Origin of the sequence: Prauserella halophila (assembly GCF_024171895.1) — a bacterium.
In the GTDB taxonomy this organism is placed as follows: domain Bacteria; phylum Actinomycetota; class Actinomycetes; order Mycobacteriales; family Pseudonocardiaceae; genus Prauserella; species Prauserella halophila.
Genome location: NZ_JAMTCQ010000011.1, coordinates 448,864 through 474,639, shown reverse-complemented (window position 1 = coordinate 474,639; position 25,776 = coordinate 448,864). Strand labels below are relative to the sequence as shown.

General features: G+C 70.6%; 22 protein-coding genes. 10 read left to right on the top strand and 12 right to left on the bottom strand.

Features of this window, described 5'->3' with window-relative positions:
* Window positions 1-57: 57 nt before the first annotated feature.
* The 5 genes from gap (at window position 58) to LY41_RS17040 (ending at window position 3,965) form a co-directional block, all read left to right on the top strand.
* Entirely contained in the window at window positions 58-1,062 is a 1,005-nt protein-coding gene (gene gap, locus LY41_RS17060) for a type I glyceraldehyde-3-phosphate dehydrogenase (RefSeq protein ID WP_253865019.1), read from the top strand.
* 3 nt (window positions 1,063-1,065) lie between these two features.
* Window positions 1,066-2,271, top strand: a complete 1,206-nt coding sequence (locus LY41_RS17055; protein ID WP_253865018.1) for a phosphoglycerate kinase — start codon at window positions 1,066-1,068, stop codon at window positions 2,269-2,271.
* A gap of 224 nt (window positions 2,272-2,495) precedes the next feature.
* A complete protein-coding gene (gene tpiA, locus LY41_RS17050) occupies window positions 2,496-3,281 on the top strand; it encodes a triose-phosphate isomerase (RefSeq protein ID WP_253865017.1) in 786 nt (261 codons plus the stop codon).
* A gap of 59 nt (window positions 3,282-3,340) precedes the next feature.
* Complete coding sequence (secG, locus tag LY41_RS17045) at window positions 3,341-3,571, top strand: preprotein translocase subunit SecG (RefSeq protein ID WP_253865016.1); 231 nt, start codon at window positions 3,341-3,343, stop codon at window positions 3,569-3,571.
* 46 nt (window positions 3,572-3,617) lie between these two features.
* Window positions 3,618-3,965: an RNA polymerase-binding protein RbpA gene (locus tag LY41_RS17040; protein WP_253865015.1), complete on the top strand. Its 348-nt coding sequence runs from the start codon at window positions 3,618-3,620 to the stop codon at window positions 3,963-3,965.
* Between the two features lie 136 nt (window positions 3,966-4,101).
* On the opposite strand, the gene LY41_RS17035 is transcribed toward LY41_RS17040, so the two are convergent.
* From LY41_RS17035 to tkt, 7 genes are all read right to left on the bottom strand, one after another.
* Window positions 4,102-5,355: a sensor histidine kinase gene (locus tag LY41_RS17035; protein ID WP_253865014.1), complete on the bottom strand. Its 1,254-nt coding sequence runs from the start codon at window positions 5,353-5,355 to the stop codon at window positions 4,102-4,104.
* Between the two features lie 148 nt (window positions 5,356-5,503).
* Window positions 5,504-6,295 carry a 6-phosphogluconolactonase gene (gene pgl, locus LY41_RS17030; protein ID WP_253865013.1) on the bottom strand — a complete coding sequence of 264 codons (792 nt, stop codon included), beginning with the start codon at window positions 6,293-6,295 and terminating at the stop codon, window positions 5,504-5,506.
* Complete coding sequence (opcA, locus tag LY41_RS17025; RefSeq protein WP_253865012.1) at window positions 6,292-7,416, bottom strand: glucose-6-phosphate dehydrogenase assembly protein OpcA; 1,125 nt, start codon at window positions 7,414-7,416, stop codon at window positions 6,292-6,294. Before opcA ends, pgl begins: the two co-directional genes overlap by 4 nt.
* A 73-nt stretch (window positions 7,417-7,489) precedes the next feature.
* Window positions 7,490-9,019 carry a glucose-6-phosphate dehydrogenase gene (gene zwf / locus LY41_RS17020; RefSeq protein ID WP_253865011.1) on the bottom strand — a complete coding sequence of 510 codons (1,530 nt, stop codon included), beginning with the start codon at window positions 9,017-9,019 and terminating at the stop codon, window positions 7,490-7,492.
* The gene (locus LY41_RS17015; RefSeq protein ID WP_253865010.1) at window positions 9,016-10,623 is read right to left on the bottom strand and encodes a phosphoglucose isomerase-related protein; all 1,608 of its coding nucleotides are present in this window, start codon (window positions 10,621-10,623) and stop codon (window positions 9,016-9,018) included. The genes zwf and LY41_RS17015 overlap by 4 nt, the downstream gene beginning before the upstream one ends.
* 9 nt (window positions 10,624-10,632) lie before the next feature.
* The gene (gene tal, locus LY41_RS17010) at window positions 10,633-11,742 is read right to left on the bottom strand and encodes a transaldolase (RefSeq protein WP_253865009.1); all 1,110 of its coding nucleotides are present in this window, start codon (window positions 11,740-11,742) and stop codon (window positions 10,633-10,635) included.
* Window positions 11,743-11,762: 20 nt separating this feature from the next.
* Window positions 11,763-13,862, bottom strand: coding sequence for a transketolase (tkt, locus tag LY41_RS17005; RefSeq protein ID WP_253865008.1), 2,100 nt, complete (start codon window positions 13,860-13,862; stop codon window positions 11,763-11,765).
* 535 nt (window positions 13,863-14,397) lie between these two features.
* On the opposite strand from tkt, the gene LY41_RS17000 reads away from it, so the two are divergent.
* From LY41_RS17000 to LY41_RS16990, 3 genes are all read left to right on the top strand, one after another.
* Window positions 14,398-15,423, top strand: coding sequence for a heme o synthase (locus tag LY41_RS17000; protein WP_253865007.1), 1,026 nt, complete (start codon window positions 14,398-14,400; stop codon window positions 15,421-15,423).
* A gap of 399 nt (window positions 15,424-15,822) precedes the next feature.
* Window positions 15,823-18,207, top strand: coding sequence for an ATP-binding domain-containing protein (locus tag LY41_RS16995; protein ID WP_301297175.1), 2,385 nt, complete (start codon window positions 15,823-15,825; stop codon window positions 18,205-18,207).
* Window positions 18,208-18,228: 21 nt separating this feature from the next.
* Window positions 18,229-18,828 (top strand): FKBP-type peptidyl-prolyl cis-trans isomerase, encoded by a 600-nt coding sequence (locus tag LY41_RS16990; RefSeq protein WP_253865006.1) that lies wholly within the window; start codon window positions 18,229-18,231, stop codon window positions 18,826-18,828.
* A 106-nt stretch (window positions 18,829-18,934) separates the two neighbouring features.
* On the opposite strand, the gene LY41_RS16985 is transcribed toward LY41_RS16990, so the two are convergent.
* A complete protein-coding gene (locus LY41_RS16985) occupies window positions 18,935-19,906 on the bottom strand; it encodes a quinone oxidoreductase family protein (protein ID WP_253865005.1) in 972 nt (323 codons plus the stop codon).
* A 122-nt stretch (window positions 19,907-20,028) separates the two neighbouring features.
* On the opposite strand from LY41_RS16985, the gene LY41_RS16980 reads away from it, so the two are divergent.
* Both LY41_RS16980 and LY41_RS16975 read left to right on the top strand, forming a co-directional pair.
* Window positions 20,029-20,352 (top strand): hypothetical protein, encoded by a 324-nt coding sequence (locus LY41_RS16980; RefSeq protein ID WP_253865004.1) that lies wholly within the window; start codon window positions 20,029-20,031, stop codon window positions 20,350-20,352.
* Window positions 20,349-21,230 (top strand): ATP-grasp domain-containing protein, encoded by an 882-nt coding sequence (locus tag LY41_RS16975; protein WP_253865003.1) that lies wholly within the window; start codon window positions 20,349-20,351, stop codon window positions 21,228-21,230. Before LY41_RS16980 ends, LY41_RS16975 begins: the two co-directional genes overlap by 4 nt.
* Before the next feature lie 50 nt (window positions 21,231-21,280).
* On the opposite strand, the gene LY41_RS16970 is transcribed toward LY41_RS16975, so the two are convergent.
* The 4 genes from LY41_RS16970 to LY41_RS16955 all read right to left on the bottom strand — a co-directional run bounded on the left by LY41_RS16970 (window position 21,281) and on the right by LY41_RS16955 (window position 25,765).
* A complete protein-coding gene (locus LY41_RS16970; RefSeq protein WP_253865002.1) occupies window positions 21,281-22,234 on the bottom strand; it encodes an acyl-CoA desaturase in 954 nt (317 codons plus the stop codon).
* A gap of 398 nt (window positions 22,235-22,632) precedes the next feature.
* Complete coding sequence (locus LY41_RS16965; protein WP_253865001.1) at window positions 22,633-23,715, bottom strand: COX15/CtaA family protein; 1,083 nt, start codon at window positions 23,713-23,715, stop codon at window positions 22,633-22,635.
* A gap of 335 nt (window positions 23,716-24,050) precedes the next feature.
* Window positions 24,051-24,842 carry an ABC transporter permease gene (locus tag LY41_RS16960; protein ID WP_253865000.1) on the bottom strand — a complete coding sequence of 264 codons (792 nt, stop codon included), beginning with the start codon at window positions 24,840-24,842 and terminating at the stop codon, window positions 24,051-24,053.
* A complete protein-coding gene (locus LY41_RS16955) occupies window positions 24,839-25,765 on the bottom strand; it encodes an ABC transporter ATP-binding protein (protein ID WP_253864999.1) in 927 nt (308 codons plus the stop codon). The genes LY41_RS16960 and LY41_RS16955 overlap by 4 nt, the downstream gene beginning before the upstream one ends.
* Window positions 25,766-25,776 lie beyond the last annotated feature (11 nt).

Below are 25,776 nucleotides of genomic sequence, written 5' to 3'. Positions count from 1 at the left end.
ACGACGTGCGAGCCGGCCATCGGGCCGGGTCGAGAACACTGTGAGGTGAGAGCAGACGTGACGGTTCGCGTAGGCGTCAACGGCTTCGGCCGGATCGGCCGCAACTTCTTCCGTGCCGCGGCGGCCAGCGGCCACGACATCGAGGTCGTCGCATTCAACGATCTCGGTGACGTCTCCACGATGGCCCACCTGCTCAAGTACGACAGCGTGCTCGGCCGTTACCCGGAAGAGGTCACCACGTCGGACGAGGGCATCGTCGTGGGCGGCAAGACCATCAAGGCGCTCGCCGAGCGTGACCCGGCGAAGCTGCCGTGGGGCGACCTGGGCGTCGACGTGGTCGTCGAGTCCACCGGTTTCTTCACCAACGCCGACGACGCGAGGGCCCACCTCGAGGGCGGCGCGAAGAAGGTCCTCGTGTCCGCGCCGGCGAAGGGCGAGGACCTGACGGTCGTGCTCGGCGTCAACGACGACCAGTACGACGGTTCGCAGACGATCATCTCGAACGCGTCCTGCACCACGAACTGCCTCGGCCCGCTCGCCAAGGTGCTCAACGACAACTTCGGCATCGAGCAGGGCCTGATGACGACGGTCCACGCCTACACGGCCGACCAGAACCTGCAGGACGGCCCGCACAAGGACCTGCGCCGTGCGCGCGCCGCCGGGCTGAACATCGTGCCGACCGGTACGGGCGCCGCCAAGGCCATCGGCCTGGTCCTGCCGGAGCTGAACGGCAAGCTCGACGGCTACGCGCTGCGCGTGCCGGTGCCGACCGGCTCGTCGACGGACCTGACGGTCACGCTCTCGAAGAGCGCGAGCGAGGAGGCCATCAACGAGGCCTACAAGGCCGCCGCCGAGGGCCCGCTGCAGGGCATCCTGCGCTACAGCGACGAGCCGATCGTCTCCTCGGACATCGTCACCGACCCGGCTTCCTGCATCTACGACGCGCCGCTGACCAAGGTGATCGGCAACCAGGTCAAGGTCATCGGGTGGTACGACAACGAGTGGGGCTACTCCAACCGCCTCGTCGACGCCGCGAAGCTCGTCGGCTCCAGGCTGTCCTGAGCCATGGCAGTCACGTCACTCGACGATCTGATGTCCGGCGGGGGAGTCGCGGGCCGGTACGTACTGGTCCGGTCGGACCTGAACGTGCCGCTGGACGGCGCCACCATCACCGACGACGGTCGCGTCCGCGCAGCACTGCCGACCATTCGCCGTCTCGCCGAGGCGGGCGCGCGGGTGGTCGTCATGGCGCACCTGGGCAGGCCGAAGGGAACGCCCGACGACACGTACTCGTTGCGGCCCGTCGCCGCGCGGCTCGGCGAGCTGCTCGGCAGCGACGTCCCGCTGGCCGGTGACGTTGTCGGGCGTGAGGCCCGCGACGTCACGGCGAGCCTGGCCGACGGCCAGGTGGCCATGCTGGAGAACGTCCGCTTCGATCCGCGCGAGACGAGCAAGGACGCCGACGAGCGCGGTGCGCTGGCCGGTGAACTCGCCGCACTGGTCGGGCCCGGTGCCGCGTTCGTGTCCGACGGCTTCGGCGTGGTGCACCGGAAGCAGGCGTCCGTTTACGACATCGCCCGGGAACTGCCCGCCTGTGCCGGCGACCTCGTGCTGTCCGAGCTCGAGGTACTGCGCACGTTGACCGGGGATCCGCAGCGGCCGTACGCCGTCGTGCTCGGCGGCTCCAAGGTGTCGGACAAACTCGCGGTCATCGATGCGCTGCTGCCGAAGGTCGACCGGCTGCTGGTCGGCGGTGGCATGTGCTTCACGTTCCTGGCCGCACAGGGCCAGGGCGTCGGCAGTTCGCTGCTCGAGACCGACATGATCGACACGTGCAAGCGCCTGCTGGCCGAAGCGGGCGACAAGCTCATGCTGCCGGTCGACGTCGTGGCCGCGGACGCGTTCTCCGCCGAGGCCGCCACCCGTACGGTGGCGGCGGGCGAGATCGAGGACGGCTGGATGGGCCTGGACATCGGCCCGGAGTCGGTGCGCCGGTTCGCCGACGCCGTCGGCTCGGCGGCGACGGTGTTCTGGAACGGCCCGATGGGTGTGTTCGAGATGGAACCGTTCGCCGGTGGTACGCGGGGCGTGGCCCGCGCCATCGCCGACGGCGGCGCCTTCAGCGTCGTCGGCGGCGGCGACTCGGCCGCCGCGGTGCGGCAGCTCGGCCTGTCCGAGGACGGGTTCTCGCACATCTCCACCGGTGGCGGCGCCTCGCTGGAGTACCTGGAGGGCAAGGATCTGCCCGGTGTGGCTGTCCTGAGCGAGTGATGCACGGACCCGGCGCATGCTGATACCTGCCGAGGGCGCCGTGGCCGCACGGCCCGGCGCCCTCGGCACGGATCGTCGGCACGTTCCACCCCAGACCCCCCTCGTTCTCCGTAAGGTGCAGGTGTGACCCGCAAACCGCTCATCGTCGGTAACTGGCTGTGTTGTTTCCCCGGGGGGAGCTCCGCTCCACCCCAGACCCCCCTCGTTCTCCGTAAGGTGCAGGCGTGACCCGCAAACCACTCATCGCCGGCAACTGGAAGATGAATCTCAACCACCTCGAGGCCATCGCCCTGGTGCAGAAGATCGCCTTCTCGCTGCCGGAGAAGTACTACTCCAAGGTGGACGTGGCGGTCATCCCGCCGTTCACCGACATCCGCAGCGTGCAGACGCTCGTCGACGGCGACAAGCTGCTGCTCACCTACGGCGCCCAGGACGTGTCCCGGCACGCGTCCGGTGCCTACACCGGTGAGGTGTCGGCATCGATGCTGGCCAAGCTCGGCTGCACCTATGCCGTGGTCGGCCACTCGGAGCGGCGCGAGCACCACGACGAGACCGACGAGATCGTCGGCAAGAAGGTGCGCGCCGCGCTGAAGAACGACCTGACGCCGATCCTGTGCGTCGGTGAGCCCCTGGACGTCCGGGAGGCCGGTGACCACATCTCCCACACGACCACGCAGCTCATCGAAGCCCTGAAGGGCCTGAAGACCGAGCAGGTGGCCGACATCGTCGTCGCGTACGAACCGGTGTGGGCGATCGGCACGGGTCGCGTCGCGACGCCGGCGGACGCGGAAGAGGTGTGCGCGGCGCTGCGCAGCGCACTGACCGAGAAGTACGGTGCCGAACTCGCCGCAGGAGTGCGGGTCCTCTACGGTGGCTCGGTGAAGTCCGGCAACATCGCCGAGCTCATCTCCTGTGAGAACGTGGACGGTGCGCTCGTCGGCGGCGCCAGCCTCGACGGTGACGAATTCACGAAACTCTGTGCGATGGCAGCCGGAGGCCCGCTACCCTGATCGCGTGCGGCACCCGCTACTCTGGGTGCCCTCACCGCCCGCAGTCGACAGAGGATGACATGCAACTGTTCCTGCAAATCTTGTTGATCGTGACCAGCGTTCTGCTGATCGTCGCGGTGTTGCTGCACCGCGGTCGTGGTGGGGGCCTGTCGTCCTTGTTCGGTGGCGGGATGCAGGCCAGCCTGGCCGGTTCGAGCCGGGCCGAGTCGAACCTGGACAAGGTCACGATCGGGCTCGGCGCGGTCTGGCTGATCGCGATCGTCGGGCTCGGCCTGCTCCTCAAGCTCTGATCGGTCGCGTGCTTCGGCACGCCGGGTTCCTGGTGGGTGAGGTTTGATGGTTGGTGGGAACGCGATCCGCGGGATGCGCATCGGCGCGTCCGGTCCGTCGAGCGAATCCGAGCGCGGTGAGACCGCGCCGCGGAACATCGTGTCGTACTGGTGCGCCAACGGGCACGAGTCGCGACGGTCGTTCGCACTCGACGCCGAAATCCCGGACGAATGGGACTGCCCGAAATGCGGTCTGCTCGGTGGGCAGGACGAGCAGAACCCGCCGTCGGCGGGCCGGGCCGAGCCGTTCAAGTCGCATCTCGAATACGTCAAGGAACGGCGTAGCGAGGAGGACGGCCAAGCCCTCCTCGAAGAGGCTCTTGAGAAGCTGCGGCAGCGCCGCGGCAGAGCCTGACCGGCAGTAACGACATCGCGGCGGACCGCGGCAGCGAGTCTGCGGGAACCCGTACCACGTGCGCCGGCGACGACGATGTCGTCGCCGGCGCACGTATGTCTGTGGTGGCCCGGCCCTGCGGTCGCCGACGCGCCTGTTACGGCACCGGTGTCTCGACGGCTCCCGTGTCTGCGACGGGACTCACCGGGTAGCGGGCGGTGACACAGAATCCGCCGTCCGAGGTGGGCGCCGATTCGACCGAGCCGCCGAGCATCCGGGCGCGTTCGGCCAGGCCGGTCAAACCGAACCCGCCCGAGGGCAGTGGCCCGCCGTCGGCTGTCCGCGCAGGCGGATCGTTACGCACCTCCACCAGCAGAGCCTCGTCGGCGGCCGAGACCTTGACGAGTGTTGCCGCGCCCGGCGCATGCTTGCGGACGTTGGTGAGCGACTCCTGCACCGTGCGATAGGCCGCCGCCGACACCCGGTCGGGCACGCACGCGGGAAGGGTGTCGAGCTCGAGTTTCACCGGAACCTCACAGCCGTGCACGAGGTCGGGAATCTCGCAGACCTTCGGGGACGGCCCCTCGTCCTCGGCCGATCCCGACCGGAGCAGGCCGACCAGGCCGCGCAGCTCCTCGAGTGTGTGGGTGCTCAGTTCCCGGACCGTGCGCGCGGTCCGTTCCGCGTCACCGCCCGGCGCGGCCGCGGTGAGGACCCCGGCCTGCATGGCGATGAGCGTGATGTTGTGCGACACCACGTCGTGCATTTCCCTGGCCAACCGAGTGCGTTCCTCCGTTCGGACCATCTCGGCGTGGAGTTTGCGCTCGCGATCCCGGCTCTCGGCCAGTTCGGCCAGCCGGGTGGCCAGTTGCTGCCGGGCGCCGATGAGCAGCCCGATCGCCAGCGGCATGCCGGCGACAACCGTGCTGTAGATGACGTCGAGGGCGTGGAGCTGCCAGGTCAGGGCGGCGAACTCGTCCAGCGGCCAGAGGATGAAGCGGCACATCCAGACCACCCAGGCGCCGACCCAGACCTGCCAATGGGTCTGCTTGCGGGTGGCGAGGAAGCCCAGCGCCATCATGGCGGCGACCTGCGCCCAGCCCGCCATGAATCCGGGTGCGGCCAGTAGTAGCACCGTGAACGGGAACCAGCGGCGCAGGAGCAGGGCACCGCAGCTGAGTGCCGACAGGTACACCGAGTAGCCGGGTGCGTCGTCGGGGACGATGAGCCACACGTCCAGAACGGCGATCAGGAACACCGAGGCGTCGATGACGGTGCTCCGGACCGCAGCGCGGCTCCACAGGGTGGACAGCGAATTTCTGATGGCGGAGAACGCGAGGCGTACGCGGTGTGCCGCGGAGCGCGGGCCCTGAAGCGAGACGTCAGGGAGAAACGTTCCCTCTGTGGTCATGGTCGAGACCTCTCGTCTTGTGGACCTCACCATGAGAGAACATCCTGCCCCGAAGTGTCTCCCTATTCGGAAAAAAGTGTGCGGATGTTAACGCAACGCGCATGATATTTCTGTGTGGTCCCACCTGCGTGTGCAGGCGGTCTCACACCTATGGGTAGCGTTCCTGTACGCGCGGTGACCAGGGAAGTTCCGCGGCGGCCTCGGTGTCGAGCAACCAGAGCGTCCGGCCCGTACCGCGGGCACCGGCGACCGGCAGCGTCACCTCACCCGCGCCGCGGTGTGCGGCGGCGACCGCCTCCGCTTTCGCGGAGCCGGCGGTCACCAGCCACACCTCCTGTGCCCGCCGGATCGCCGGGAAGGTCAGCGATACCCGGGTCGGCGGCGGTTTGGGGCAGTCCCGCACCGCGACCACGGACCGCTCGGCCTCGCGGGCCGCCGGCGTGTCCGGGAAGATCGACGCGGTGTGCCCCTCGCCGCCGAGGCCGAGCAGCATCACGTCGAACGCCGGCACGCCGTCACCGGCGGCCGCCGTGGCCAGGACCCGGGTGTAGGCCGCCGCGGCGGCGTCCGGATCGTCGCCGAACTCCCCGTCGGAGGCCGCCACGGCGTGCACCCGCGCGGGATCGAGCGGTACCTGGTCGAGCAGTGCCTCGCGGGCCTGCTTGTCGTTGCGTTCGGCGTCGTCTGCCGGGACGAACCGCTCGTCGCCCCAATACACGTCGAGCCGCGACCAATCGAGTGCGTCTCTGGCGGGGGAGCGGCGGATCTGCTCCAGGATCGCGATGCCCGTACCGCCACCGGTGAGGACCACCGACGCCGAGCCGCGGGCCGCTTGTGCGTCGGTGAGTGCCGTGATCAGCCGTGCGGCCGTTGCCGCGGCCAGGACGTCGGCATCGGCGTGGACGACGACGTCGGCCGCCGACGTGGCGGAGGTGGTCATGCCTGGGCCTTCCCGGTCGGCTTCGAGGACTTCGACGCCGTGGACTTCGCGGGCGCGGATTTCGCCGATGACGTCGCCGCTGAGGACTTCGACCTCGAGGACGTCGGTTTCGACGACTGCTGCTTCGTGGATTTCGCCGACGTGGATTCCGCCGCTGTGGACGTCGCCGCTGTGGACGTCGATGTCGAGGAGCTGCGGCTCCGGGGACCCGACAGCTTGGCGAGACCGCGCAGCGTCGCCTCGTAGACCGCGTCCGAATCGAGCCTGCGCAGCTCTTCGACCAGACAGTCCCGGTTGTCGCGGCGGTGGAGCGCCACCTTCCGCGTGGGCTGGCCCGGCTGCGTGAGAGTGCCGGTGCGCCCGTCCGGACGTTCGATCGAGACCGGGCCCGAGGGGCGGTCCAGCGTCACCGACAGGATGCCTTGTGCACTCGACGTCTTGTTCCGCTTGACCGGCACATCCAGGTACTCGGCCAGCCAGCCCGCCAGGAGTTCGGTCGACGGCGAATCCGCCTCGCCGGTCACCGTCGCGCCCGTCACCTGCTCGTACGGTGGCAGATCCAGCGCCCCCGCCAATTGGGCCCGCCAATGTGTCAACCGGGCCCACGCCAGGTCGGTATCGCCGTCCGTGTACGACTTGGAACGGGCCAGCAGCGTCCGGATCGGGTTCTTGTCGGCAGCGGAATCGGTGATCCGGCGCTGCGCCAGCTTGCCCAGCGGATCCTTCATCGGCGACTTCGGGCCGTTGCTCGGCCACCAGGTGACGATGGGCGCGTCGGGCAGCAGCAGCGGCACCACGGCACTCTGGCCCTGATTCGCGAGCGGCCCGTACAGCCGCAGCACGACGACCTCGCTCGCACCCGCGTCGCCACCGACCCTGATCTGCCCGTCGATCCGCGGGGCAGCCGTGCGGACCCCCTTCGCCACGACGATCACCCGCGACGGATGCTCCCGGCTCGCCTCGTTGGCCGCGTCGATCGCGTCTTCGAGCTGCTCGTCGTCCTCGGCGACGATCACGAGTGTGAGGACCCGGCCGAGCGCCACCGCGCCGCCCCGTTCCCGCAGCTCCACCATTTTCTTGTTCAACTGCGACGTCGTCGTCGACGGCAGATCGATGATCACGGGCGCCTCCAGTGTTTTGCGGGACCCCCGCACCCGGTCGGCCCCCCGCGATCGAGGGCTGCGCAAGGGTGAATCACGGGCGCCTCCAGTGACGGCCGGTGCGCTCGAGCATCCGGTCCGCCCCAGGCGGACCCCAGCTGCCCGGCGCATACGGCTCCGGACTTCCCCGGTCGGCCCAGTGCTGCAGGACCGGATCGAGGATCTTCCAGGACAGCTCGACCTCTTCGTTGACCGGGAACAGCGACGGCTCTCCCAGCAGGACGTCGAGGATCAGCCGTTCGTAGGCCTCCGGCGAGCTCTCGGTGAACGAATGGCCGTAGCCGAAGTCCATCGTGACGTCCCGGACCTCCATGGTCGTGCCCGGAACCTTCGAGCCGAACCGCATCGTCACGCCCTCGTCCGGCTGCACCCGGATCACCAGGGCGTTCTCACCGAGCTCCTCGGTCGACGTGGAGTCGAACGGCAGGTGCGGCGCACGCTTGAACACCACGGCGATCTCCGTGACCCGCCTGCCCAGCCGTTTGCCGGTGCGCAGGTAGAACGGCACGCCTGCCCACCGCCGGTTCTCGACCTCGAGCGTGACCGCGGCATAGGTCTCGGTGGTCGACTCCTTGCGGAACCCGGCTTCCTGCGCGAGCCCCGGCACCTTCTTGCCGCCCTGCCAGCCGCCCGAGTACTGCCCGGCCGCGGTCGTCTCGTCGAACGGGCCGACGGCCTTCGTCGCGCCCAGCACCTTGACCTTCTCGGCCCGAAGGGCTCCCGGTTCGAACGAGACCGGTTCCTCCATCGCCGTCAGCGCGAGCAGCTGCAACAGGTGGTTCTGGATCACGTCGCGGGCCGCGCCGATACCGTCGTAGTACGCGGCACGTCCGCCGAGCCCGATGTCCTCGGCCATCGTGATCTGCACGTGGTCGACGTAGTGCGCGTTCCACAGCGGTTCGAACAGCTGGTTCGCGAACCGCAGCGCCATGATGTTCTGCACCGTCTCCTTGCCGAGGTAGTGGTCGATGCGGAACACCGACTCCTCGGGGAAGACGTGGTTCACCACGGAGTTGAGCTCCTGGGCGCTGGTGAGGTCGTGACCGAACGGCTTCTCGATCACGACGCGGCGCCACGTGTTCGCGTCGCAGTCGGACAGTCCGCTCCGGGAGAGCTGTTTGGTCACGATGGGGAACGCCCACGGTGGGATCGACAGGTAGAACGCGGTGTTGCCGCCCGTGCCGCGCTCGGCGTCCAGGTCGTGCACGGTCTGGGCCAGCCGGTCGAACGCGTCGTCGTCGTCGAAGGTGCCCTGGACGAACCGGATGCCTTCCGCGAGCCGGTTCCACACCGACTCGCGGAACGGCGTCCGTGCGTGCTCGGCGACCGCGTCGTGGACGACTTCGCCGAAGTCCTGGTTCTCCCACTCGCGGCGGGCGAACCCGATGAGGGAGAAACCGGGTGGCAGCAGGCCGCGATGGGCCAGGTCGTAGATCGCCGGCATCAGCTTCTTGCGGGACAGATCGCCAGTGACACCGAAGATCACCAGACTGGACGGGCCCGCGATGCGGGGGAGGCGTTTGTCCCGGGGATCGCGGAGCGGATTGGTCCAGCTACGCGTCATCGATCGAGCTCCTGTACGGCACGCACCAGTTCGGCGAGGCCGGCTGCCCGGTCGGTCAGGTGTAACCGCAGCACGGGCCTGCCGTGGTCGGTCAGAACCTGGCCGTCACCGAGTGCCTGCGCCAGCTGGAGCGTGCCCAACGTGTAGGGGCGGTCCGGTACCTGCAGATCCTCCTCGGACGCGCCGGTGAGCTGCAGGAACACACCGTTCTGATGGCCGCCCTTGTGGTATTGGCCCGTCGAGTGGAGGAACCGCGGGCCCCAGCCGAACGTGGTCGCCACGCCGGTGCGCTTGGCGATCTCCGACCGCAGCAGTGCGGCGGAGGCGTCGTCGAGCCGGTCGAGATAGGCCTGCACGGCCAGGTATCCGCCGTCGGGGACCGCGCCGGTGAACTCCCGCAGGATGTCGGCGAGCGAGCCGTCGGCGCTCGTCCCGGCGGAGGCGTAGATCTCCACCGTCCCGGCCACGGCGGCCGGAACCGACGTGGCGTGGAGCGCATCCGGGTCGTCGAGCAGCGAACGGGCCGCCTTCTTGGCTGCCTCGACGTCCGGCTGGTCGAACGGGTCGATCCCGAGCAGCCTGCCCGCGATCGCGACCGCCGACTCCCACAACAGGAACTGCGCGCCGAGCGGGCCGTCCACCGCGATCCGCGCCCCGTCGGCCGCCGGACCGGTCGCCACCGGGGTGGCGTCGTCGCCCGCGTCGTGGAAACCGGGCGCTTCCGGACCTTCGACGACGACGGGCAGCAGCCCCGTGCCCTGCTTGCCGGTGGACTCGGCGATGAGCTGTTCGGCCCAGTCGCCGAAGCCGGTCATGCCCGATCCGGTGTCGGCGAGCACGAGCTTCTCGGCCCCGCCGTCGTGAGCCGCACCGAACGCCGCGGCCAACCGCAGTGCCGGGTTCTCGTGCGAGTCGGCGGCGACGACGTCGGCGACCTGCGCCGCCTGGTCGAGCAGCCGCGCGACGTCGGCCCCGGCCAGGCCTGCTGGGACGAGACCGAACGCGGTCAGCGCCGAGTACCGGCCGCCGACGTGCGGATCGGCGAGGAAGACCTTGCGGCACTGGTCCAGCTCCGCCAGCGGTGAACCCGGATCGGTCACGACGACGATGCGCCGCGCGGGGTCGATGCCCTCCTCCTCGAAGGCGGCCGCGAACACGCGGCGATGACTGTCGGTCTCGACGGTCGTGCCCGACTTCGACGACACCACCAGCACGGTCCGGTCCAGGTCACCGGCGAGCGCGTCGGCGACCTGCGCGGGATCCGTGGTGTCGAGAACCGTGAGCGACACGCCCTCGGTGGCGGTGATGACCTCCGGTGCGAGCGACGACCCGCCCATGCCGGCGAGCACCACGCGGTCCACGCCTTCGGAGCGCAGATCGTTGCGCAGCGCCTCGATCTCACCGATCAACGGCCGTGACGTGCGGTGCAGCCCGGTCCACGACAGCCGGATCGACGCTTCGGACTCGGCGTCGGACCCCCACAGCGTGGCGTCCTGCGCGGCGAGTTTGCTCGCCACCCCGTCGGCCGCCAGCTGATCGAGCAGCGGTGCCGCGGCGGCCTCGAGTGCGGGATCGACGGTGACCCCGGTCTGTTGAGCGCCCATTCCCGTGCCTCAGCCCTTCGCCTTCTCGAGCTGGCCCGACACGGTGTCGAGCAGCTCGCCCCACGACTTGTCGAACTTCTCCACGCCCTCGTTCTCGAGCGTGACGAACACGTCGGGGATGTCGATGCCTGCGGCCGCCAGCGTGTCGAACACGGTCTGGGCCTGCTCCGCCGTGCCGGACATCGTGTCGCCGGTGACGTTCGCGTGGTCGGCCGAGGCCTCCAGCGTGGACTCCGGCATCGTGTTGACGGTGCCGGCGACGACGAGCCCGTCGACGTAGCGCGTGTCGGAGTAGTCCGGGTTCTTCACCCCGGTGGACGCCCACAGTGGACGCTGAGGGTGCGCGCCGTCGGCCTCGAGCGCCTGCCACCGTTCGGAGGAGAACAGCTCCTCGTAGGCGGCGTAGGCGAGCCGGGCGTTGGCGACGGCGGCCTCGCCACGGAGGCCGAGTGCCCCGTCGGTCCCGATCGCCTCGAGTCGCTTGTCGATCTCGCTGTCCACACGGGACACGAAGAACGAGGCGACGGAATGGATCGCCGACACGTCGTGGCCGTTGGCCTTCGCCTGCTCGAGACCGGCGAAGTAGGCGTCGATCACGGCGCGGTACCGCTCGACCGAGAAGATCAGCGTGACGTTGACGCTGATGCCCTGGGCGAGCGTCTTCGTGATCGCGGGCAGGCCCTCTTCGGTGGCCGGGATCTTCACCAGCACGTTCGGCCGGTCGACCGTCTTCCACAGGTCGGCCGCCTCGGCGACGGTCTTGTCGGTGTCGCGGGCCAGGCCGGGGTCGACCTCGATCGACACGCGGCCGTCGACGCCGCCGGTCTCGCTGTACACGTCGCGGAACACGTCCGCGGCGTTGCGCACGTCCGTGGTGGTCAGCTCACGCACGGTGGCGTGCACGTCGGCACCGCGCGCCGCGAGCTCACGCACCTGCGCGTCGTAGGCCTCGCCGTCGGACAGGGCGCCCGCGAAGATCGTCGGGTTGGTCGTGACGCCCACGACGTGCCAGTCGCGGATCAGCTCGGCGAGGTTGCCGGAAGTGATCCGGTCGCGGGACAGGTCGTCGAGCCAGATCGACACGCCGGCCTGGGACAGAGCCGCAAGGTTGGTGCTCATCAGGTGATTCCCCAATCCGGTCAGGAGTTCTTGTCCAGTGCGCGGCGGGCCGCGGTGACCACGGCCTCCGCGGTGATGCCGAACTCGCGGAACAGCGTCTTGTAGTCGGCGGAGGCGCCGAAGTGCTCGATCGAGACGATCTCGCCGCCGTCGCCGACGAACCGGTGCCACGGCTGGGCGATGCCCGCCTCGACGGCGACCCGCGCCGTCACGGTCGGCGGGATCACGGCGTCGCGGTAGGCCTGGTCCTGGCGGTCGAACCACTCGACACACGGCATCGACACGACGCTCGCCGCGACGCCGTCGGCCTCGAGGGTCGCCCTGGCCTCGACGGCCAGCTGCACCTCGGAACCGGTGGCGATGAGCACGACCTCCGGATTGCCGTTGGACGCCTCGGCCAACACGTAGCCGCCCTTGGCGACGCCCTCGGCGTTCGTGCCCTCGAGCACCGGCACGTTCTGCCGGGTGAGGGCGAGGCCGGTCGGGTGCTGAGTGTCCTCCAGCGAGGCCTTCCACACGGCGGCCGTCTCGTTGGCATCGGCGGGGCGCGCGACGCTCAGCCCCGGGATGGCCCTGAGCGCCGACAGCTGCTCGATCGGCTGATGCGTCGGACCGTCCTCGCCGAGGCCGATCGAGTCGTGCGTCCAGACGTAGGTGACGGGCGCCTTCATCAACGCGGCCAGGCGGACGGCCGGGCGCATGTAGTCGCTGAAGATCAGGAACGTGGCGCCGTACGGACGGGTGCCGCCGTGCAGCGCGATGCCGTTGAGGATCGAGCCCATCGCGTGCTCGCGCACACCGAAGTGCAGGTTCCGGCCGTACGGCTTCATCTCGAACATGTCCGTCGACGCGGACTCGGGGCCGAACGAGTCGGAGCCGTTGATGACGGTGTTGTTGCTCTCGGCCAGGTCGGCCGAACCGCCCCACAGCTCGGGCAGCACGTCCGCGACGGCGTTGAGTACCTGACCGGAGGCCTTGCGCGTGGCCACGCCCTTCTCGTCCGGTTCCCACGTCGGCAGCTTCTCGGCCCAGCCCTCCGGCAGCGACCGGGTGCGGAGCCGGTCGGCGAGCTGCTTGCGCTCCGGATTCTTCTCGGCCCAGGCGTTGAAGCGCTCCTGCCACTGCGCGCGCTCCGTCTTGCCGCGGTCCAGCGCCTTGCGGGTGTGGGCCAGCACCTCGTCCTCGATGGCGAAGCTGCGCTCGGGGTCGAAGTCCAGGGCCTTCTTCACGCTCGCGACCTCGTCGGCGCCCAGCGCGGCACCGTGAGCCTTGCCGGTGGCCATCTTCGTCGGCGCCGGGTAGCCGATCACCGTGCGCAGCAGAATGAACGACGGCCTGCTCGTCTCGGCCTTGGCCGCGGCGATCGCGTTCTCGAAGGCGACGACGTCCTCGCCGCCCTCGACGACCTCCACATGCCAGCCGTAGGCCTCGTAGCGCTTGGCGGTGTCCTCGGACAGGGCGATGTTCGTGTCGTCCTCGATGGAGATCTCGTTGTCGTCGTAGATGACCACGAGGTTGCCGAGTTCCTGCCGGCCCGCGATGGAGGAGGCCTCGGACGTGACGCCCTCTTCGATGTCACCGTCGGAGGCGACGACGTACACGTGGTGGTCGAACGGGCTCTCGCCCACCGGGCTCTCCGGGTCGAGCAGGCCGCGCTCGCGGCGGGCGGCCATGGCCATACCGACCGCGTTCGCCAGTCCCTGGCCGAGCGGTCCGGTGGTCGTCTCGACGCCGGGGGTGTGGCGGTACTCCGGGTGCCCCGGCGTCCTCGACTCCCACTTGCGCAGCTGCTCGAGATCGGCCATCTCGAGGCCGTATCCGGCGAGGAACAGCTGGATGTACAGCGTCAGGCTCGAATGGCCCGCCGACAGCACGAACCGGTCGCGCGCGGGCCACTCCGGGTCCGCGGGGTCGTGGCGCATGATCCGCTGGAACAGTGAATAGGCCGCCGGAGCCAGGCTCATCGCCGTGCCGGGGTGGCCGCTGCCGCAATGCTCCACCGCGTCGGCGGCAAGGACGCGGATGGTGTCCACGGCGCGGGTGTCGACGTCGGCCCAGTCGGCCGGGTAGTTCCGGCGCAGCAAGGGGTTGTTCTCCGCGGTCGAGGCGATTTCCGACACTAGAACTCGGCTCCTGATCGTCTTTGGCTGAAGCTGTTTCGGCGAACGCTCTGGTCCGGGCGCACGCTCCGGCTCGGGCGCACGCTCCGGTTTCGGTGCACGCCCGGGGCGCCGGGTGCGGTGGCGCCGGATGTACGTACTGCGACCACGTGGACGCCGTCACCGCGATCTTAATCGATCAGGCGCCGCGTGCCCATGGGGTTCGCCGGGTGGATGCCGACCGGGCGGCCGACGGAGGCCAGCGTAGTCCGCCCGCCGCGCCGGCGCGCCCGGGCGCGCCGGGTGGGCACCGGTGTGACCCGACCGGTGTGCCCTGCCCGCTCGCGCTCGCGCTCGCGCTTGCAGGCCGGTGTCGGCTCCGCCGGCTCCGCCGGCTCCGCCGGTGACGGCCGGATGTGACGTGCGCTGCGCCCCCGGGGTGCCGTGCGCCGGGGCTCGCCGGGCCTCTACTACCCTTTGTCACGGAAACGGCCGACCCGCGCCGTGCGGTGTCCGCGCCGTCACGGCCCGACCCGAATCTGACGCAGGGAGCGACATGTCGTTGGTGCACGCTGCGCATGCGCCGCATGGGCGCAGTGGTCACACCAGCGCCGGCAACAGCAACGTCGACGGTGCCGACTCCGCAGGCGGGGCCGCTGCCGACGGTGGGCCCTCCGGCGGCAGGCGTGGTGTGCGCGGTGCGGTCGCGGCCTACGCGGCCCTGGCCAAACCACGCGTGATCGAGTTGCTGCTCGTCACGACGATCCCCGCGATGTTCCTGGCGGGCCGCGAGATCCCCAGCCCGTGGCTGCTGCTCGCGACACTCGTCGGCGGCACCATGGCTGCGGGCAGTGCCAACGCGCTCAACTGCGTCGTCGACGCCGACATCGACAAGGTCATGAACCGCACGAAGAAGCGGCCACTCGTGCGGGACACCGTGCCGCGCACCAACGCGCTGATCTTCGGGCTCGCGCTCGGTGCGGCGTCGTTCGGGCTGCTCTACGGCACGGTCAATCTGCTGGCCGGGCTGCTGGCGATCGCGACGATCCTGTTCTACATCTTCGTCTACACCCTCGGGCTCAAGCGGCGGACGCCGCAGAACGTCGTCTGGGGCGGCGCCGCGGGCTGCATGCCCGTCGTGATCGGCTGGGCCGCGGTGACCGGCACCGTCGAATGGCCCGCGTTCGTCATGTTCGGCGTCATCTTCTTCTGGACGCCCCCGCACACGTGGGCGCTCGGCATGAAGTACCGCGACGACTACGAGCGTGCGGGTGTTCCGATGCTGCCCGTGGTGGCGAGCCCGCTGCACGTCGCCAAGCAGATCGTCGTCTACTCGTGGGTCATGGTCGGCTGGACGCTGTTGCTCGTGCCTGCCACGAGCTGGCTGTACGCCGGATTCGCAGGGCTGGCGGGTGCCTGGTTCCTGTTCTACGCCCACAGTCTGTACGCGGGCGTGAAACGCGGCCGCGAAACCAAGCCGATGGCGCTGTTCCACCGCTCCAACACCTACCTCATGATCGTGTTCGTCGCGCTCGCCGTCGACTCCGCGATCGGCATGCCGGTGCTCGGCCTGCCGTTCTGAGTTCTTCATCGCGCCACTGCAATTCATCGCGCCACTGCAATCGGTCGGGCAGGGGGCGCCCGCGTGTCGCGCGTAGGTTCCTGTCGGTCCGTTGGACGCCCCCTGCCCTCGCGATTCAGCGCCTTCGGCTGCGCGATCTGCCCCCTCCCAACCCCACCCCCTCCCTTCGGTCGGGGTGCCGTTGCGAGGTCGGGGTGCCGTTGCGAGGGGCGGGGTGCCGTCGGTCGGGGAATGCCGTTGCGCCGACGGGGGAGCAGGGCGCGCCCATGACGTCTCATCGCGTGGGGCGGGGTGGGTTGCTCATCTCGCTTCCCGGGAATTCATACGCGACCCCGGTCGTTGAACCTCGGCCGAACCTCCCCACGCCCGAACCTCCCCACGTCCGAAAGGCGCCGCCCCTTGTCCGTGTCCGCCGACGATCGGGCCACCGAAACCGGTAACACCGCCGAAACCGGCAAGACCACCGCGATCGCCGAGGAACAGGCGTACGTCACCGGTCTGTACGCCGCTCTGGACGCCGAGCGTGAGCTCGTCGCCCGCAGGCTCGAGGACAGCCTCCGCGCCGTCGACGACGGCGAGCCGCAGGCACAGGCCGAACGCGAAACCGCGACAGCCACCTACAGCGACCGCATGGCACAGCTGAAGACCGTCGAACAGGGACTGTGCTTCGGCCGCCTCGACTTCACCGCGGACCGTCTCGCGGCCGGGGACGTCGAATCACCGCTGTACATCGGCAGGCTCGGACTGTTCGACGAGGCCGACGACTACCGGCCACTGCTGATCGACTGGCGTGCCCCGGTGGCGCGCCCGTTCTACCTGGCCACGGCCGCGTCCCCGGACGGCGTGCGCAGACGGAGGCACCTGCGCACCCTGACCCGGCGGGTCGTCGGCGTGGACGACGAGGTGCTCGACCTCGGCGAGGACGGCGACAGCGACCACCTGGGCCTCGCAGGCGAAGCGGCGCTGCTGTCCGCGCTGGAACGTCGCCGCACCGGTGAGATGAGCGACATCGTCGCCACCATCCAGGCCGAGCAGGACCGCATCATCCGCGCCGACATGGGCGGCGTGCTGGTCGTCCAAGGTGGCCCCGGTACGGGCAAGACGGCCGTCGCCCTGCATCGCGCCGCGTACCTGCTCTACACCCATCGCAGACAGCTCACGACGCGCGGCGTGCTGGTCGTCGGGCCGAACAGCACGTTCCTGCGCTACATCGGCCAGGTGCTGCCGTCGCTGGGCGAGACGGGTGTGCTGCTGGCGACGGTCGGGGAGCTGCTCCCCGGCCTCGAGGCGGTCGGCACCGACACGCCGGAGACCGCGGAGGTCAAGGGCCGCATCGTCATGGCGGACGTGCTCGCCCGGGCCGTGCGCGATCGGCAGACCGTGCCCGACGACGTGCTGCCCATCGAGGTCGAGGACGGCGACGGGCTGACGCTGGATCGACGCACCTGCGAGCAGGCGCGGGAGAAGGCGCGGGCGACCCTGAAGCCGCACAACGCGGCACGCCGCGTGTTCGTCGACACACTTCTCGACGCGCTCGCGGAGCAGGCCGTGGCACGACTCGAGTCCAGCGTGCTCGACGACGTCCCGGAGATCCCGTTGACCGGTGACGAGGCCGACGACGGCGTGCTGCTCGACGAGCGCGACCACGCCACGATCAGGCAGGAGCTCGCCGAGGACCGCGCGGTCCTCGCGGCGCTGCACGAACTGTGGCCCAAGCTGACGCCGCAGGAACTGCTCGCCGACGTGCTCACCGACGCAGGCCGGCTGGCGTCGGCCACCGACGGCCTGCTGCCGGACGGCGACCGGGACGGGCTGCTGCGCAGTCCCGGGTCGTGGTGGACCCCCGGTGACGTGCCGTTGCTCGACGAACTGGCCGAGCTGCTGGGTGAGGACGACACCGAGGCACGGCAACGGCGCGAACGGCGTGAACGCGAGCAACGTGCCTACGCCGAGGGCGTGCTGCACGTGCTCGAGCAGGACGACGAGATCCTCGACGAGGACCAGATCCGGGTGCGCGACGTCCTCGACGCCGAGATGATCGCCGAGCGGCAGGAGGCCAGCAGCAACCTGACCGCGGCCCAGCGCGCAGCCAAGGACCGGACCTGGACGTTCGGGCATGTCATCGTCGACGAGGCACAGGAGTTGTCGGCGATGGACTGGCGCACGCTGATGCGGCGCTGCCCGAGCAGGTCGATGACGCTGGTCGGGGACGTGTCGCAAACCGGATCGCGCGGCGGGACGTCGTCGTGGGGCGAGGTGCTGTCGCCGTACGTCGGGGATCGCTGGCGGCTGCGCGAACTCACCGTGAACTACCGCACCCCCGCCGAGGTGATGGAGGTCGCCGCGGGCGTGCTCGCGGCGATCGATCCGGAGTTGCGCGCTCCGCAGTCCGTGCGTGACACCGGGGTGCGGCCGTGGCAGAGCTGCGCCGACCGGAGTGACCCGGCTGCGACCCTGGGGTCCGTTGTGGACGGCGAACTGGCCGAAGTGGACGGAGGTACGGTGGCTGTCGTCGTCCCCGAGGCGCTGGTGGATGTGACGTTCGACTCCGTCGAGGCGGCCGCCGACCGCGTGTCGGTGCTGACCGTCGGCAGGGCGAAGGGACTCGAGTTCGACTCGGTCGTGGTCCTGGCGCCGGACGAGATCATCGCCGAGTCGCCGCGCGGTCCGAACGACCTGTACGTCGCGTTGACCCGCGCCACGCAACGGCTCGGGATCGTGCACACCGGCCCGGTACCCGCAGCGCTCGAGCCCGCGGTGTCAGGTGCGGAAACCACTCGGTGAGCGGGCCGCTAGGGTAGGCGCATGCGCAAAGCTGGCAAGATCCTGATCGCGGCGGCCGCCGCCACGGCGCTCGCGGCGTGCTCGCCGTCCCTGCAGGAACCGACCGACCAGCAGGCGGGTGAGCAGAACACGCACACGCCCGCACCCGTGTCGGTCTCCGAGAGTCCCGCGTCCGACAGCGGCGACGGCGCCGACGGCGGCGGACACGCCGGCGCGGGCGACGACACCACCGCCTGTGCGGCCGACGACATCACCGTCGACAACGCGGCGGCCGAGCCGCGGGTCGAGATTCCGCGCGACTGCGCCGCCCCGGCGCAGGTCCTCACCCGTGATCTCGAGCCCGGGTCCGGCGCCGCCGCGACGCCGCAGTCGACGGTGCAGCTGGATTACACCGTGGTCGGCTGGTCCGACGGCAGCGTCGCCGACAGCGGCACCGCATCGATCGACCTGTCGGCGTCGGCGGGCGAGATCGAGGGCTGGCAGCAGGGTCTGGAAGGCGTGCGCCAGGGTGGCGAGCGCGTCGTCGTGCTGCCGCCGGACCTCGGTTATGCCGAGCAGAGCGGCAATCCGCTCGCCGGTGAGAATCTCGTCGTGGTGGCCGAGGTCACCGGCGTCGCCTGACGCGGACCGCTCCGTCGCCTGACGCGGACCGTTCCCACGCCGCGAATCCGCCCCCGGCGGCCCTCGGAGAGGAGCCGCCGGGGGGCGGTCGTACGTCGGCGGTTCCTCAGGGGATGAGCAGCACCTTGCCGGTGGTGCGGCGGCCCTGGAGATCCTCGTGGGCCGTACGCGCGTCGGCCAGTGGGTAGCGCGCGCCGATCCGCACGTCGAGGGTGCCGGCCGCGACGGCCGCGAACAGCTCACCGGTACGCCAGGTGAGCTCGTCCCGGGTGGCGACGTGGTCCGCAGCCGTCGGGCGGGTGAGGAACAACGACCCGCCGGAGTTGAGCAGCTGCGGATCGATCGGTGGCACGGGACCGCTGGAGGCTCCGAACAGCACGAGCATGCCCCGCCTGCGCAGGCAGCGCAGGCTCGCCTCGTACGTGCTCGCGCCGACGCCGTCGTACACGACAGCGGCGCCCTCGCCGCCGGTGAGTTCCCGAACCGCGTCGGCGAAGTCCCGGTCCGTGTAGCGGATCACCTCGTCGGCGCCCGCCTGCCGCGCGAGGGTCTCCTTCTCCGCCGTCGACACGGTGCCGAGTACACGCGCACCCTTGGCCTTGGCGAGCTGGGTCAGCAGCAGGCCCACTCCGCCCGCGGCCGCGTGCACGAGGATCGTCTCGCCTTCGGCCACCGGGTACGTCGAGTTGACGAGGTAGTGCGCCGTGATGCCCTGCAGCATGACGGCCGCCGCCGTCTCGGCGGGTACCTCGTCGGGTACGGGGACGGCCACGGCGGCCGGCACGAGAGCCCGCTGCGCGTATCCGCCGGGATGTCCTTGCCACGCCACCCGGTCGCCGAGGGTGAGGCCGGTGACCCCGGACCCGACCGCGGCGACCGTGCCTGCGCCTTCGAGCCCCGGCGTGTACGGCAGGTCCATCGGGTAAACGCCGGCCCGCTGATACGTGTCGATGTAGTTGACCCCGGCGGCGGCGACGTCGACGAGCACCTGGCCCGGTCCGGGGGAGGGCGTCTCGACGTCCGCAGGCGTGAGGACCTCCGGACCTCCGGTGCGTTCGATCCGGATGGCTGTGGGCATGCGGTTACCTCCTGGGTGGGGTTCGTGGGACGTGACGGTTCCGACCTTAGAGCCGAGGTCATGATCGTGACGTGCAGCGCGTCCCGGCCCGTGCCGTGGGGCCTGCCCCCTACACTGTCGCCGTGGCTGAGACCGAGAGCACCGAGAAGACCCCGACCGAACCGACGAAGGCGCAGCTGTCCGCCGCCCGCGGGTTCGTCGCCGAGCACGGCACGCCGTCGAAGGCCGTCGTGGAACGGATCGGGCGCCTGGGCGCCCGCGTCGTGCTGGTGGGAGCCGACGGCGCGATGGGCGACGTCGTCGTGCCGAACGCGGAGACCGGCGCGGCGCTCGTCGAGGCGATCGACGCCCTCGAATCCGCCGAATGGGATTCGGACACCGTGAACGCGACGGTGATCGGCGCGGAGCACCGCCGCACGATGGCCGGTCCGCGCGCTCGCGCGTGAGCGGGGCGAAACGCACCGCCCTGCTGGTCGGCTGCGGCCGGGTCGCGCAGGGCGACGGGGACGAGCACGCCGTTCCGGAGGCCCTCGCGGACGTCGGCGTCGACACGCGCTGGGCCGTCTGGGACGACCCGGCCGAGGACTTCGCGGCCGCCGACATCGTGATCCCGCGGTCGACGTGGGACTACCCGGAGCGGCGCGACGAGTTCCTGGCCTGGTGCGCGTCGGTGCCGGGACTGGCGAACCGGGCGAGCGTGGTCCGCTGGAACACCGACAAGGCCTACCTGCTCGACCTCGCCGCCGGCGGTGTCGACGTCGTGCCCACCGAACTCGCCGCGCCGGGTGAGACGCCGCAGTGGCCGGACCGCGACTTCGTCGTCAAGCCGTCCGTCGGCGCGGGCTCGCGGGGTGCGGCGCGGTTCACACCGGCCGGTCACGACGCCGCCGCACGGCACCTGCGCGCGTTGCACGACGACGGTTACACCGCCCTCGTCCAGCCGTATCAGCCCGCGGTCGACAGCGAGGGTGAGACCGCGCTCGTGTTCTTCGGCGGCCAGTACTCGCACGCGTTCACCAAGGGCCCGATGCTCAGTGGCGCCGACCTCGACGAATCCGGGTTGTTCGTCACCGAGAAGCTGGGGACCGCGACGCCGCGGGGTCCGTGGCGCGCGCTCGCGGAGGACGCGCTCGACGCGGCGGCTGCGCGGCTCGGCCTGCCCCGCACCGCGCTGCTCTACGCCCGGGTCGACCTGGTGCGGACCGCATCCGGTGAACCTGCCCTCCTGGAACTCGAGCTCAGTGAGCCGAGCCTGGGATTCCGGCAGGCCGACGCCGATGCGCCCGTCCGGTTCGCATCTGCGGTGCGTGCTGCGCTGACGTGACCGCCCGGTGACGCCCGCGGTTTCGGCCGGGCGTCACCGGGCGAGGTGCGTCAGGCGGCGACGCGTTTGGCGGCGAGTCGTTCGGGCTTGGGCCAGCGGACGCCCCGGGCCCAGCCGAGCTTCTCGAAGACCCAGATCAGCCGGGCGGAGATGTCGAGCTGACCGCGCAGCACGCCGTGCCGGGCGCAGGTCGGGTCGGCGTGATGGGAGTTGTGCCACGATTCACCCATGGACAGGATCGCCAGCGGCCAGAAGTTGGATGCCTTGTCGCGGCTGGTGAACGGACGTTCGCCGACCATGTGGCACACCGAGTTGACCGACCACGTCACGTGGTGCGAGAAGGCGATACGCACGAGTCCGGCCCAGAAGAACGCGGTCACGGCGCCCCACCAGGACCAGGTCACCAGCCCGCCGATGAGCGCGGGCAGGGCGAGGCTGGCCACGATCCACAGCGCGAAGAACCGGTTGACGATCTTGAGGTCCTCGTCGGCGAGCAGATCCGGGGCGAACCGCTGGTAGTTCGTGACGTCGCGGTTGAACATCCACCCCATGTGGGAGTGCCAGAAGCCGCGCAGCAGCGCGCCGGGGGACGTGCCGAACAGCCACGGTGAATGCGGGTCGCCCTCACGGTCGGCGAAGGCGTGGTGCCTGCGGTGGCTGGCGACCCAGAAGATCACCGACCCTTGCACGGCCATGCTGCCTGCGATGGCGAGTGCGATGCGCAGCGGACGGCCGGTCTTGAACGCACCGTGCGTGAAGTAGCGGTGGTAGCCGACGGTCACGCCGAGTGTGCCGACCGTGTAGAACCCGACGGCCAGGCCGAGGTCGAGCCAGCTGAGTCCCCAGCCCCACGCGAAGGGGATCGAGACGAGCAGCGCGAAGAACGGGATGAGCAGGAACGTTTTCAGCACCAGCATCTGGCCGGTTGTGCGGGCCTCGCCGAGGAGGGGCTTTCGTCCGGACGTTCCGGACGTGGTTTCCGGTGCCTGTTCGGCAGTGCTCATGGGGACGTGCGACCTCGTCTCGATGCGGTGGCAGGGGAGTGGTTACGGTCTCGGGCCCGCGGTGACACGGGCGGGTGTGGGATGCCGGTGGGCGGCGCCGACCGGAGAATACCGGGACGTGCACCGGTCATGGGCGGTTCCGTGGTGACAGGTGACGAAACGTACGGTCGCGTCCTTCGGACGGTGCGGTGCGGGCCGCCGGACGGTCGGTGCTGCGTGGTCGGCACTGCGTCGGCGGAGCTGTATTGGCGAAGCTGCACGGTCGGCACCGGACGGTTGGCGCTGCATTGTCGGCGGTGCACGGTCAGTGCTGGACGCTGGCGCTGGACGCCGGCACTGGACGATCGGCGGGGTGCGACGCCGACGGCGTGTTCGGCCACGGTGCCGGCGTGCGGGCGTCAGCGCGGTCCGGTGCCGGAGGCAGGTCCGCTCGCCGAGGATGCCGCGGTACCGGATGCCGCGGTACCGGATGCCGAGTTGGCGGGTGTCGCGGTACCGGTGGCGCCACGGGCGGCGCGGTGATGGCTGACGACGGGCCCGCGGTCGCGGGTGGCGCACCACAGGGCGGAGACGGCGACGATGACCGCGGCGGAGCCGAGGACGTGGAACGACACGAGTTCCTCCGGCACGCCGAGTTCGTACTGCACGCTGCCGAGGGCGCCCTGCGCCAGCGCGACGATCCAGACGACGGTGTAGCGGCGGCGGAAGGCCGCGGACGGCGGTGTCTCGTGCTTGTGGCGCCATGCGGCGACGCCGAGTGCCGCGAGGGTCACCAGGAACACGACGAGCAGGCCGCCGTGGATGAACGAGAGTGTTGCGATGGGCACGTCGAATCGCGCGGTGTCGGGATCGCCGCCGTGGGGGCCGGCACCGGTGACGGTGGTGCCGGCGACGAGTACTGCGGCGAGGGCGACGACCAGTCCCTGCACCAGCGGCCGATACCGGGCGGGCAGCGACGGGCGTGGCGTCTCGTCGCCTTCGTCGAGGGCGTAGAGGAGCTGGGTGGCGAGCCAGACGAGGACGGCGGAGACGAGGAAGTGGATCGCGACGGTCCACCACAGCAGGCCGGTGACGACGGTGATGCCGCCGATCACGGCCTGGGCGATGACGCCGCCGGGCATGGTCCACGCGAGCTTGACGAGCCGGGTGCGGCCGGGGTGCTCGAGGTGGATGCGCCAGGCGATGAGTACGCAGAGCGCTGCGACGACGCCGACGATGCCGGTGAGCAGGCGGTTCCCGAACTCGATCCACTGGTTGAACATCTCGTACTCGGGATGCTCGACCGGGAACATGCTGCCGGGGAAGCACCGCGGCCAGGAGGGGCAGCCGAGTCCGGACCCGGTGACCCGCACGATGGAGCCGGTGACGCCGATCCCGCCCTGGGTGATGATCGCGGCGATCGCGATGGTGCGTTGGACCGCCCGCGACGGGTACGGCAGCCGACCGACGAGCGAGGACAACCGCTCCACGAATGCGCTCACACTACAAAGTGTAAGAGGCGGCGCGAAGCGCCTCCCTTTGGGCGGTGGAGGGAGAAGGGCTGGCCGTAGGGGTAGCGCGGAGCGCTTCCATCTGGGTGGCGGTGGGAGAGGGGCCGGCCGCGCGCCCCGAAGGGCACCTTGGGGGCGTTCAACGCCCCAGATGTTCCCCTCGCGTCGTACCCGGTGTCGCCCTGGCTTCCGCGCGTCCTGCCGGCGTCGTCGGTCGCACCGCGAGGAGAAGATCGGGGCACTCGCATCGCGAGGGGAAGATTCGGGGCGCTCAGTGCCCCGAAGGTGCCCTTCGGGGCATCAGACCCGGAACCCGGAACCCGGGGTCAGGTGAGTTTCGTGGTTCGCGTGGCGATCGCGGCGGCGACGACGGTCCATGCGGCCAGCACGGCGCACGCTCCCGCCGAGAACGTGCCGTCGACGAGTGCGGCGTGCAGACCCTCCGCGAGCGCCCCGGACGGCAGCAGGCCGACGACCGTCGCGTAGGTGTCCGGCAGGGCGGACGGCACCATCAGGATGCCGCCTGCCAGCAGCAGGACGAACCACACGATGTTGGCGAGTGCCAGTACCGCCTCGGCCCTGAGTGCGCCGCCGAGCAGCACGCCCAGGGCGCCGAAACACAACGTGCCGACCGCGAGCAGGACGACGCCGAACGCGATGCCCGCGGCCGACGGTGACCAGCCGAGCAGCGCTGCGACGGCGCCGAGGACGAGCACCTGCAGGGTGACGACGACGAGTGCGGCGACGAGCCTGCCCGCGACGAGCAGCCACCGCGGCAGTGCGGTGGCGGAGAGCCGCTTCAGGACGCCGTATCGCCGGTCGAAACCGAGTGCGATGGCCTGGCCGGTGAACGCCGACGACAGGACGGCCAGGGCGAGAATGCGCGGAGTGATCCAGTCGACGCGTTCCATGCCGGCGAACTCGCCTGCGGGCAGCACGTCGAGCAGGCTGAGGCCGATGAGCAGCGCGAGGGGAATGAGGAGGGTGAGCAGGATTTGCTCGCCGTGCCGGAGCGTCAGTGCCGTCTCGACGCGCGCGTGGGCGGCCAGCATGCGCCCGAGGCGGCCGCGGCCGGGTGCGGGTGTGAAGGTGCCGGGGGCGAAGCGGGACGTCGTCATGTGCGCAGCTCCCGTCCGGTCAGTTCGAGGAAGACCTCTTCGAGATCGCGCCTGCCGACGTGCAGCTCGTCGGCGAGTACGCCCTGCTGGGCACACCACGACGTCACGGTGGACACGACCTGCGGGTCGACGTGCCCGATGACCCGGTAGGAGCCGGGGGTCGATTCGCGGACGACGTAGCCTTCGGGCAGGGCGGCGGCGAGCAGTCGGGTGTCGAGGCCGGGGCGGGCGCGGAACCGCAGGTGCGCGTCTTCGGCGTGCTCGGCGGTGAGCGCGCCGGGGGAGCCCTGCGCGATGACGGTGCCGTCGTCGACGATCACGACGTCGTCGGCGAGTGCCTCCGCTTCCTCCATGAGGTGAGTGGTCAGCAGCACGCTGACGCCGTCGGTGCGGAGTGCGCCCAGCAGCTCCCACACGAGCCGCCTGGCCTGTGGATCCATGCCGGCCGTGGGTTCGTCGAGAAACACCAGTTCCGGCCTGCCGATGAGCGCGCACGCAAGGGACAGGCGCTGTTGCTGGCCGCCGGAGAGCCGTTTGAACGGGGTGCGGCGCGCGGTACCGAGGCCGAGCACGTCGAGCATCCAGGCCGGGTCGAGCGGATCGGCCGCGCAGGCGGCGACCAGGCGGAGCATCTCTTCGGCGCGCACGCCCGGATACGCGCCGCCGCCTTGGGGCATGACGCCGACCCGCGGGCGCAGAGCGGAGCCGTCGCGAGCAGGATCGAGCCCGAGCACGCGCACCGTGCCCGCGTCGGCGTGGCGGAAGCCTTCGCAGATTTCCACGGTGGTGGTCTTGCCCGCGCCGTTGGGCCCGAGCAGGGCGAGGATCTCGCCTGTCGGCATCTTCAGATCGAGCCCGTCGACGGCGGTGACCGACCCGAAGCGCTTCACCAGCCCGGTGATCTCGACGGCCGCAGCATTCACGAACGTCAAGG

Bases quoted from the DNA above. Each gene is read 5' to 3' on its own strand.
- zwf (WP_253865011.1), bottom strand. From the start codon at position 9,019: ATGACGCGTAGCTGGACCAATCCGCTCCGCGATCCCCGGGACAAACGC.
- LY41_RS16990 (WP_253865006.1), top strand. From the start codon at position 18,229: ATGCGCAAAGCTGGCAAGATCCTGATCGCGGCGGCCGCCGCCACGGCG.
- LY41_RS17015 (WP_253865010.1), bottom strand. From the start codon at position 10,623: ATGGGCGCTCAACAGACCGGGGTCACCGTCGATCCCGCACTCGAGGCC.
- LY41_RS16970 (WP_253865002.1), bottom strand. From the start codon at position 22,234: ATGAGCACTGCCGAACAGGCACCGGAAACCACGTCCGGAACGTCCGGA.
- LY41_RS17000 (WP_253865007.1), top strand. From the start codon at position 14,398: ATGTCGTTGGTGCACGCTGCGCATGCGCCGCATGGGCGCAGTGGTCAC.
- LY41_RS16985 (WP_253865005.1), bottom strand. From the start codon at position 19,906: ATGCCCACAGCCATCCGGATCGAACGCACCGGAGGTCCGGAGGTCCTC.
- LY41_RS17040 (WP_253865015.1), top strand. From the start codon at position 3,618: ATGGTTGGTGGGAACGCGATCCGCGGGATGCGCATCGGCGCGTCCGGT.
- tal (WP_253865009.1), bottom strand. From the start codon at position 11,742: ATGAGCACCAACCTTGCGGCTCTGTCCCAGGCCGGCGTGTCGATCTGG.
- LY41_RS17055 (WP_253865018.1), top strand. From the start codon at position 1,066: ATGGCAGTCACGTCACTCGACGATCTGATGTCCGGCGGGGGAGTCGCG.
- pgl (WP_253865013.1), bottom strand. From the start codon at position 6,295: ATGACCACCTCCGCCACGTCGGCGGCCGACGTCGTCGTCCACGCCGAT.
- LY41_RS17035 (WP_253865014.1), bottom strand. From the start codon at position 5,355: ATGACCACAGAGGGAACGTTTCTCCCTGACGTCTCGCTTCAGGGCCCG.
- secG (WP_253865016.1), top strand. From the start codon at position 3,341: ATGCAACTGTTCCTGCAAATCTTGTTGATCGTGACCAGCGTTCTGCTG.
- LY41_RS16960 (WP_253865000.1), bottom strand. From the start codon at position 24,842: ATGACGACGTCCCGCTTCGCCCCCGGCACCTTCACACCCGCACCCGGC.